Raw genomic sequence first — 2,439 nt, 5'->3', positions numbered from 1 at the left:
GGCGTCGACCCCGGTGACCGCACCGCCCAGCCGCGCGAGCGGTTCGCACAGGAGCCCCGCACCGCAGCCCACGTCGAGTACGCGGCGCCCGGCGAGCGGCCTCAGGGCGCGGCTGTCGGTCCGGAAATGCGCGTCGATCGCCTGGCGCACGAAGGCGAGGCGCACCGGGTTCAGCCGATGGAGCATCGCCGAGGAGCCCTTGGGGTCCCACCATTCGGCCGCGAGCTTGCCGAAGTGGGCGGCTTCCTCGGGGCGGATCGTCGCCGCGCCGGCCGCAGGGGAGGTCGCAAGCGGGGCCGAAGCGGAAATAGCGCCCGCGCCGCGCGGGGAATCGTCGCTTGGAGTTGCATTGTTCATAAGACCCCCCTAACAGCGCGCCCGAACCTTAGCCATATCGCGCGTGGGACGAAATTTTCGAATCCTTCCCCGCGTGCGATACAATTGAACGGAGCACTGACACCTTGGCCCGTATCGTGATGAAATTCGGCGGCACTTCGATGGCCGGGACCGAGCGAATCCGGCGCGTGGCGGGGATTGTCAAACGCCAGCAGGAAGCCGGGCACGAAGTGGCCGTGGTGGTTTCCGCGATGGCGGGAGAGACCGACCGCCTCGTCAACTTCTGCCGTGAAGCCAACGCGCTTTACGATCCGGCCGAGTACGACGTGGTCGTCGCCTCGGGCGAACAGGTCACTGCGGGCCTGCTTGCGCTCACGCTTCAGGCGATGGGCTGCAAGGCGCGTTCGTGGCTGGGCTGGCAGGTGCCGATCAAGACCGACGCGGCGCACGCCAAGGCCCGCATCGAGGATATCGACGCCGATTCGGTGCTCGCCTCGATGGCCTCGGGCGAGATCGCGGTGTTCCCCGGCTTCCAGGGCGTCTCGGGCGACAACCGGGTGACGACTCTGGGCCGTGGCGGCTCGGACACCTCGGCGGTGGCCGTCGCCGCGGCGGTCAAGGCCGACCGCTGCGACATCTACACCGATGTCGACGGCGTCTACACCACCGATCCGCGCATCGTCGCCAAGGCGCAGAAGCTGCCGCTGGTGACGTATGAGGAAATGCTCGAACTGGCCTCGGTCGGCTCGAAGGTTCTGCAGACCCGCTCGGTCAGCCTCGCGATGAAGGAAGGGGTGCGCGTCCAGGTGCTCTCCTCGTTCGTCGACGAGACGGCCCCCTCGGCCGACGACCTGCCCGGCACGATGATCGTCAGCGATGAAGAATTGGAAGAAAGCGATATGGAACGCCAGCTTATCACCGGTATCGCCGCCGACAAGAATGAGGCGAAGGTAACCTTGACCCGCGTGCCCGACCGTCCGGGCGCGGTGGCCTCGATCTTCACCCCGCTGGCCGAGGCGAACATCAACGTCGACATGATCATCCAGAACGTCGCGAAGGACAAGGGCGAGACCGACGTCACCTTCACCGCGCCGATGGCCGATCTGGCGCGCACCATCGCCATGCTCGAAGAGCGCAAGGAGCAGATCGGCTACTACCGCCTGATCTCGAACGACAAGGTCGCCAAGATCTCGGTCGTGGGCGTGGGCATGCGCAGCCACGCGGGCGTCGCCTCGACGATGTTCAAGACGCTGGCCGATCGCGGCATCAACATCCAGGCGATCTCGACCAGCGAGATCAAGGTCTCGGTGCTGATCGATGCCGACGAGACCGAACTGGCCGTGCGGGTGCTGCACACCGCCTACGGGCTCGACGCCAAGGCGTGATCCTCGCGCCTGCGCGCCGATAAAGACGAAGGGCCGGGGGCGCGGGAGCGCTGCCCGGCCTTTTCGCGTTGCGGGAGGTCAGGTCTGCCGGGCCAGGCGGCGCATCGCCTGTGGGGGCTGGCCGAACGCGCGCAGGAAGGCGCGGCGCATGCGTTCGGGATCGCCGAAGCCGGTCGCCAGCGCGATCGTCTCGACCGGCTCGGTGCCGCTTTCGACCCGCTCGCGCGCGGTTTCGAGCCGCAGGCGCTCCACCGCGCGCGCCGGGCTCAGCCCGACCGCGCGGGTGAACGCGCGCGAAAAGTTGCGCGGGCTCATCGCCGCCTGTTCGGCCAGCGCCTCTACCCCCAGTTTTTCGGCCAGGTGCGCGCGCATCCAGGCGAGCAGGTCGTCGAAGCGCCCGCCTTCGCCGCCCAGCTCGGCCAGCGCGGAAAACTGGGACTGGCCGCCGGGACGGCGGTAATAGACCACCATGTCCTGCGCTACCGCGCGCGCCAGCGGCTCGCCGTGGTCCTGCGCGATGAGCGCGAGCGCAAGATCGATCCCTGCGCTGATCCCGGCCGAGGTCCAGACCTGGCCATCGCGGATGTGGATGCAGTCGGGCTCGACCTGCACCTGCGGGAACAGCCGGGCGAGGCGCGGCGCGCGGCGCCAGTGGGTGGTCGCGCGCTTGCCGTCGAGCAGCCCCGCCCCGGCGAGCAGGAAGGCGCCCGAGCACACG

Annotated in this window: 2 protein-coding genes and 1 pseudogene; 1 reads left to right on the top strand and 2 read right to left on the bottom strand. The window is 68.8% G+C overall.

All coding sequences use genetic code 11. From position 1 onward, the window contains the following. A pseudogene (locus tag MTR62_RS20780) lies at positions 1-357 on the bottom strand (hypothetical protein); the annotation flags it as partial. A 104-nt stretch (positions 358-461) separates the two neighbouring features. Here MTR62_RS20780 and MTR62_RS20775 point away from each other — a divergent pair. Continuing rightward, the gene (locus MTR62_RS20775; RefSeq protein ID WP_407672722.1) at positions 462-1,721 is read left to right on the top strand and encodes an aspartate kinase; all 1,260 of its coding nucleotides are present in this window, start codon (positions 462-464) and stop codon (positions 1,719-1,721) included. Between the two features lie 78 nt (positions 1,722-1,799). On the opposite strand, the gene MTR62_RS20770 is transcribed toward MTR62_RS20775, so the two are convergent. Then, on the bottom strand, positions 1,800-2,439 hold a 640-nt coding region (locus tag MTR62_RS20770; RefSeq protein WP_244024537.1), incomplete at its 5' end, for a GlxA family transcriptional regulator.

Source organism: Novosphingobium organovorum, from assembly GCF_022832435.1.
Lineage (GTDB): Bacteria > Pseudomonadota > Alphaproteobacteria > Sphingomonadales > Sphingomonadaceae > Novosphingobium > Novosphingobium organovorum.
The sequence above is the reverse complement of the archived record's forward strand: the minus strand, read 5'-3'. Positions and strand labels throughout refer to the sequence as shown.